The 7283-nt window shown below is 57.3% G+C and carries 6 protein-coding genes and 1 riboswitch; of the genes, 2 read left to right on the forward strand and 4 right to left on the reverse strand.

The window, feature by feature from the left end; all coding sequences use genetic code 11:
- Positions 1–120: 120 nt before the first annotated feature.
- Complete coding sequence (locus K8V32_RS09355) at positions 121–1575, reverse strand: APC family permease (protein WP_303906282.1); 1455 nt, start codon at positions 1573–1575, stop codon at positions 121–123.
- A 120-nt stretch (positions 1576–1695) separates the two neighbouring features.
- A riboswitch (SAM riboswitch) is annotated at positions 1696–1786 on the forward strand.
- On the opposite strand from K8V32_RS09355, the gene K8V32_RS09360 reads away from it, so the two are divergent.
- Complete coding sequence (locus tag K8V32_RS09360; RefSeq protein ID WP_303906285.1) at positions 1780–3186, forward strand: LLM class flavin-dependent oxidoreductase; 1407 nt, start codon at positions 1780–1782, stop codon at positions 3184–3186. It overlaps the preceding riboswitch by 7 nt.
- A 138-nt stretch (positions 3187–3324) precedes the next feature.
- Here the strand turns inward: K8V32_RS09360 and K8V32_RS09365 are convergent, their stop codons facing one another.
- Genes K8V32_RS09365 through K8V32_RS09375 form a run of 3 tightly spaced genes read right to left on the reverse strand, consistent with a single transcriptional unit; the run spans position 3325 to position 6771 of the window.
- Entirely contained in the window at positions 3325–4083 is a 759-nt protein-coding gene (locus K8V32_RS09365; protein ID WP_303906288.1) for a hypothetical protein, read from the reverse strand.
- Positions 4084–4116: 33 nt separating this feature from the next.
- Positions 4117–5175, reverse strand: a complete 1059-nt coding sequence (locus tag K8V32_RS09370; protein WP_303906291.1) for an MsnO8 family LLM class oxidoreductase — start codon at positions 5173–5175, stop codon at positions 4117–4119.
- A 54-nt stretch (positions 5176–5229) separates the two neighbouring features.
- Positions 5230–6771, reverse strand: coding sequence for a thiamine pyrophosphate-binding protein (locus K8V32_RS09375; RefSeq protein ID WP_303906293.1), 1542 nt, complete (start codon positions 6769–6771; stop codon positions 5230–5232).
- A gap of 102 nt (positions 6772–6873) precedes the next feature.
- On the opposite strand from K8V32_RS09375, the gene K8V32_RS09380 reads away from it, so the two are divergent.
- Positions 6874–7283, forward strand: a 410-nt coding sequence (locus tag K8V32_RS09380) for a CoA-binding protein (protein ID WP_303906297.1), incomplete at its 3' end; no start/stop codon positions are given.

A 7283-nucleotide genomic window follows, 5' to 3' on the forward strand; every position in this document is an offset into this window, starting at 1 on the left:
CAAAATGAAAATACAGCACGATTCGGCCGGACGCCCCGGAGCGTGAAAATGGCGTGACGCCCACCCACAGAACCGGGCAGGTGCCACGCCATAATTGTCGGCGCCAGCAACGCGGTCACATTAGGAACGTTGTTTTGTACGACGTCGTTCTTGGACAATTTCTAAGACGCGTTGGCCGGCATTCGGGCCCGGTTGTACCCCGGTCGGCACCTTGAAGAAGAACAGTGCGCCAATGCCCCACCAGATGGCAAAGATCAACCATGGCTGCCAGCCTAGTGCCGATGGCATGCCGGGCAGGTAGACACTAAATAGCGCGCCGGTGAGGATGATGGAAGCCCAGCCGATGATTTCGCCTCCGCGGCCGGTGCCACCGATACGCAGTGGACGAGCCATATCTGGGTCGCGACGGCGCAGCACAATGAAGATCACCGAGACCATGAAGTAGGCAATGATAATCGATGGGGCGCCCGAGTCCACCAGCCAGGTGAGCATGTTTTCACCAAAGAATGGGGCCAACAGGGACAACCCACCGATGAAATACAGGGCATTGGCCGGGGTCTTGTACTTGGGATGCAATTTGCCGAACCAGGCTGGCAGCATACCGGTGTTCGCCATGGAGTACACCAGGCGTGAGGCGCCCAACAGCAGCGAGTTCCACGAGGTCAAAATACCGGCAATACCACCGGCGATAAGAATATTGGCCATTAGCTGCGAGTTGAATAGCGCACCGAAAGCGTCGGCGACGGCGATATCGGCTTGGGCTAGCTCGCCCACACCCATGGCAGACGACGTCGTCACCACGACCATCACGTACCATGCGGTGGCCATGGCAACCGAGATGATCACCAACCGGCCGATCTTGCGGGCTGGCACGTTGACCTCTTCGGCGGACTGCGGGATGACATCGAAACCGATAAACAAAAATGGAATGGCGATCAGCACCGTAAAGAATCCAGCGGTGCCCGGGGTGAATAACGGTTCCATATTGGACACTTCGCCTCGGGTGGCTGAACCAAAGATCATCAGCGCACCCACAACCAGCAGGAAAATGATCGTAAAGTTCTGGGCGATCGAAGCCTGTTTGACGCCTCGAACGTTGAGCCAGGTGATCACCAGACCCCCGATCACCCCGATAAGCGCCCAGGTCAGGTGAACTGTATCACCGGCGACATCCCACAGTGGGATGGCGTTAATCTCCGGAAAAATATAGGCCACGGTACGCGGGAACGCCACGGCCTCGAAGGCCACGATCGTGACATAACCACCCACCAGGGCCCAAGACCCGATAAACGCGAAGCGCGGACCCAGACCGCGCAAAACGTATTGGTGTACGCCACCGGCTAGTGGCATCGCCGAGGTGAGTTCAGAATAGACCAACCCAACGGCGGCCATGATCGCACCACCAACAAGGATTGCCACAACAGCACCCATGGTGCCTGCGTTTTCAATCCAACCGCCGGTGAGGACAACCCAACCGAAACCGATCATGGCGCCGAAACCCAGCGCCAGCGCATCGATATTGGTCAGCGTTTTGGCCAGTTTAACTGGCTGCTGACCTGTGGTTTGCGTTGACATGTTGCTACCTTTCTTACAAATTGACCTCGATGAGTATACGCTCGTACAGCTGTTGGGTGCACAACAATATGACAAAACGATTGGCAATGTTGGTCACATATGTGTTTGAATCAATAGCTGTAACCATCCAGAGCGGCTAAGAGATCTGGCTCGACGACGCCGCAGCAACCACCCTGTACGGGGAAGGTGCTACCGCCAGAACCGATGGAAGGAGAGCTCATCGTGTCATCAAAACGTCAAATCCTCTTCAACGCCTTCGACATGAACTGTGTCGGCCACCAATCACCAGGCTTATGGCGCCACCCGCAGGATCAATCCCGCGACTACAACACACTGTCCTACTGGACCAACCTGGCTCAGACGTTAGAAAAAGGCCTCTTTGATGGGCTATTCATCGCCGACGTTCTTGGCCCATATGACGTCTATGGTGGCAACGCTAATGCTGCCCTGAAATCTGGTGCCCAGGTGCCGGTGAATGACCCGTTCTTGCTGGTCTCAGCAATGGCTGCTGTCACCGAACACCTCGGTTTTGGTGTCACCGCAGGCACCGCGTATGAACACCCATTCCCCTTCGCTCGTCGTCTGGCCACACTGGATCACCTCACCGGGGGTCGTGTTGGTTGGAACGTTGTGACCGGGTACCTGCCGTCGGCTGCCCGCAACATGGGTAATGACGATCAAATGGAACACGATCGTCGATACGATCACGCCGATGAATACCTGGAAGTCATCTATAAGCTGCTGGAAGGATCCTGGGAAGACGACGCCGTCCAGTTCAACCGCGAAACCGGTGTCTTTACGGACCACACTAAAGTTCACAACATCGAACACGAAGGTGAATTCTTCAAGGTTCCAGGTGCGGCCGTGACCGAACCATCGCCACAGCGCACCCCGGTGATCTACCAGGCCGGTGCTTCTACCCGCGGCCGAGCATTCAGTGCCAAACACGCTGAAGCCACGTTCCTGAACTCACCCACCTATGAACTGTTGGCCGGCTCGATTGCCAAGACCCGTCAGGCATTGGTTGAAGCTGGCCGAGATCCCCATGACATCAAGGTCTTTGCTATGCAGACCATCATCACCGGTGCAACAGATGACCAAGCGCAAGAGAAATACCGCGATCTGGCACAGTACGCCGACGTCGAAGGTGCGCTGGCACTGATGTCCGGGTGGATGGGAGTCGACTTTTCCAAATACGACCTCGATGCTCCGATTGGTCACATCGAATCCAATGCCATCCAGTCTGCTGCCGAAACCTTCCGCAAGGCTTCCGGTGACGGCGAAGAATGGACCGTTCGCAAACTTGCCGAATGGGTCGGTGTTGGTGGATTCGGCCCCATCCTGATCGGATCCGGTGCAACCGTTGCCGAGGAACTGATCAAGATTCAGGACGAGACTGATGTCGATGGTTTCAACCTGGCGTACCACATCACTCCGGGAACCTTTGAAGACATCGTTGAATACGTTGTCCCAGAGCTGCAGGAGCGCGGGCGCTATAAGACCGAATACGCCGAAGGCACGCTGCGTCAGAAACTCTTTGACCGGGGCGATCACCTCCCAGAAAACCACATCGGGGCAAGCTATAAATTGGGTGCAACCGCCACCGTCTAAACTTGGCGCAATAACGTCCACACAACCGATCCGGGCTGCCGTTTACAGCAGCCGAAGGATAGCGCGGAAAACGGTGGGCAACTCTATTTGGTACGGCGTTATCCACCGACGACGACGTATAAGCCTGGCTACTTGAAGCTACTGGGTGGGTTCGGCAGGTTGTTCTTGAAGAGGCGCCTGTTCTGGCAGCTGATCGGTTTGTTCCTCACGCTGTTCCTCGGGTATCTCCAGGGGTACTTCTGGTTCTACCGTTGCAGTCGGCTCTGATTCATCTGGCATAACGTCGTCGTCAAGTTCGCTTGGGATTTGGGCTGGCGGTGGCGTCTCAGGGCTGTCTTGCTGCTGTTCTGGTCCCCGCTGCGTATCTTCGCTGGCTGGGTCGGTCACCCCGGTCAAGGAGGTGCCGGTGCTGTCAGGGCTGGTACCACCGGTCAAGGACGACACGGGACGACCGGTTGTCAGCTCAAACACAAAGATGATCACCATGGTCAGGGCAAAGAGTCCGGCAGCTAACCACGCAACCCGTTTCCAGGAAATGTCACGCAGCAGGTGTTTGACACTTGGTCGCATGCTATTGGTAGTGCGCGTCGCGTCGGTGGCTTGACCGGGATCCTTCTGGGCTGTAACCGGTGTCATATCGGGCTGCCGGCGCTGATTCTTGTTGTCGAGGTGATTGCGTTTGACCTTGTCAGCGGTCTTTTCGATATTGGTTTTGGCACGCTGTAAATAGTGCCCATAAACCGTGCCGCCAACGGTAATAACCAGTGTCCCGAGACCAGCGCCGATAATGGTGCCGCTTGCCCCGAGCGTGGATAATAACACCGCTGACGTGACGGACCCGAGCGCTGAACCAGCTGCCGCGAGCCAGTTGATTTCCGGACCTTTAGCTTCACTCATTTGCCACCAGTATGCGATCCAAAAAGTTGAAGGTCAAGACTGATTCGCTTTGGTAGAGCAGCTGGCTGAGGAGCCGTTGACCGCCCGCCAGGCGTCGATGAGTAGTCGGTCAGATTCCTGCTGGCTGGTCGGATCCCAAATATTCCCGGTCACCATCACCTCATCGGCCTGCGTATAAGCAAGCACCCGGTGGATTTGTTCGACGACGTCGTCCTGCGTGCCGTAAATGGTGGTGGCCAGGAGTCGGTCAATGCGCCGTTGTTGTTGGGCTGAGGGCTTGGCTGCGCGGATGCTTGCGGGTGCTTCGAGCGGTTGGAAGACGCCGATGCTGCGAGACCGGGTCAGCGCCCACGCCTCGGATAACACCAGATCTTCAGCGGCCTGGCGGCTTTTGGCGACCGCAATATTGACCGAGGCGATGATGTAGGGCCGTTGTTGGCGCGGCTCAGCGGCCGTGAAATGTTCACGGTAGGTTGCCACAGCTGTGTTGCTTTCTGGGGCGGGCTTCAAGCCGTTGGTCACCGCTGGACCGCCCAGCACCAAGCCCATGCCGCGTTGTGCCGCGAATTTGGCAGAGCCTCCGCCGGTGAGCACAAAGAGCTGGGTTTGCGAAGCGTCTTGTGGGTAAGCGGTAATGTCTGCGGTGCCGTCCAAATAGGCGATGAGATTGTCGACGTCCTGGCCAAAATGGTCTTTGGCATCGTCGGGCTGCCGCAGGGCGTTGCGCACCGGTTTCGTGAAGGCCACCGAAGCGCCCAGACCGGCATCGAAGCGCGGCCCCACCAGTGCTTGCAGCGTGCCAATGTGTTCGGCAATCACCAAGGGCTGGTGACTGGGCACCATAATCCCGCCGGTGCCTAAACGAATGCGTGAGGTAGCTGCGGCCAGATGGGGGATGAGTAGGGTTGGGGCCGAGCCTGCGATCCCGGGCACCGAGTGATGTTCGGCAACCCAAAAACGGTGATAACCCAACTGTTCTGCGGCTTTCGCCCGCCGGGTGACCTCAGCAAAAATCTGTCGGGCGGAGACGGTAGCGCCGTCGTGAACCCGAGTGTTGGCGCGGTCAAGGATCGACAGTTTCACGGTACTCATCAGCTCAGCTCAGCACGTTCGGTCAGCGCGCGCAAATGACTTCGCGATTCGGGTTTATTGTTGCTGGACGGCTAAGACCACCACGCCCGAGGTAAACATGTCTTCGTGTAATTGGTCCAGGCTGGTGACCTCATGCACCGGCAGGCCGTAGTAGCGTGCCATCTCCATCACGGGGGCTTCTTGCTGGAACACTACCAGCGCGCCGCGCTGCAGATTCGCCACTGCGGTTCGGAAATCGGCCAGCGCATCCATGAATCCAGATTCATCGGTGACGACGACGATCATGCGGTCTTCGCGTGCAATCGAAGCACCCATGCCAGCCACGACCGCCCCGGAAGGGAAAAACATGTAGCCGCGGTGATCTAAAACCCGCAGGTAGCTGGTCGCATAGCCGGCCTGGGCTGACTGGTCGGCGATCACCGTACGTTGTTCCGGCAGGACCTCTTCTAACCGGTTCAAAAACGCGCGCGGGTCCACCGTGTCTTCGCGCAGTTGGTGTTCTGGGATGGGTCGGGAATTCCAGTACTTGGTGGTCAGTTGCTCGACGGTTTCTTGGGTGCGATAGCCGACTTTGGGTTCGGCCAGCAGTTTGTTGATTTCCAAGTCCAGGGAGGTTGCCACTGCTTGTGCATCGGCGATCAGCGATTGCGACACCGGGGTAAAGCGCCCCACCGCCCAGGGCGAGGTGTCGACCTGGATCAATAAGGCATTGGGACCAATGAGTTTGCCATCTCGCGTGGTCCAATCATCTAAAGCACACCCGAAGGAGACAATCACATCGGCATTGCGCGCCAACTCAGCAGTGGTTGGCGTGGAAATAGGTCCCAGCACACCAATATTGAAATCTTGTTCCTCAAATAGTCCGTGAGCCCCGGCCGAGGTTGCCAACAAGGCGCCGGTCGTCTTAGCCAGGTCCACCAGCGCCGATTTAGCATGACGGGCACCCCGACCGGCAATTACCAGCGGCCAGCGAGCCTGGGCTAAAGATTTAGCGGCACGCACGACCTGGGACGCCTGGGGGACAGCCCCGGTGCGTGGAGCAGCAAATTCTGGTTCGGCTTCATCGGTAATTTCGGCGTCCAGATTTTCAGGTTTAATAATCAGCACGGAGGGCAGCTGCTTATTGAGCCCCTCGATCACATCGACCATGGCCTGCGAGGCGTTTTCGGCTTCACCCGCTGGGATAGCAATGGCCCCAAGGCCGGTCACCAGGCTTGCCCAGTTTGCATTGACGCCATTGAATTGTTCATCTGGTTCCACCAGGATGATGACCATTGACAGCTTATCTCGAACCGCTTGGCCAATCTTATCCAGGGTCGTCAGAAAGTCCTGGGACGCATCCAATACCACCGCGGCAGGCGGGCCACCTGCGTGTCGATATCCTGCAGCTGCCATGACCGCACCATCGGCAGTACCAGTGGGCACGACCTGAAAGTTGATCTCGGTGATGCCGTCGGCGGTTGCGATATTACCTTGGGCATCCGCAAACGCTTCGCTGAGTCGTGTATTCCATAACTGCTCTGGAATAAATACGGTTTCCACGCCGGTAGCTGCACATAACTGAGCTAACCGGGTCGAATACACCACTTGGGCCACGCTACCTCCTGAAGAAGAATCAACTCTAAGGATACGGTTTGAAGCACGCAAGGTAAATCACCACGCTAGACGTGACGTGTATCACAACTTTATAGTGGTGGCATGACACAACTTTCACATCGGCCCGAAGCGGCCAATAATCCGCAGCTCATTGCTTCTCTTCTTGGTACTCCCGGTGCCACTTGGGCGGTCGTGGGACTCACCGACAGCCCCGACCGTGTCGCCAAACCCATTGCCTCTTTTTTGAAATCCGAACTCGGCATGCATGTCGTCCCGGTCAATCTCCGGCGAGAACCAGTCAATGGCGACAGGGCGTTTGGGCGACTGACCGAAATCCCGTTTCCCGTTGACGTCGTGCACGTATTCGTCAATGGCGCCGCTGCAGTTGGCGTCGTCGATGAGGCTATCCGCAAAGGCGTTAAAAACATCTGGTTCCAGAAGGACGTCGATGGACCCGAAGCGGTCGATAAGGCGCTCAATGCCGGCATGAACGTCGTCGTGGACACCTGCCC

This window comes from Enteractinococcus helveticum (assembly GCF_020742345.1).
In the GTDB taxonomy this organism is placed as follows: Bacteria; Actinomycetota; Actinomycetes; order Actinomycetales; family Micrococcaceae; genus Yaniella; species Yaniella helvetica_A.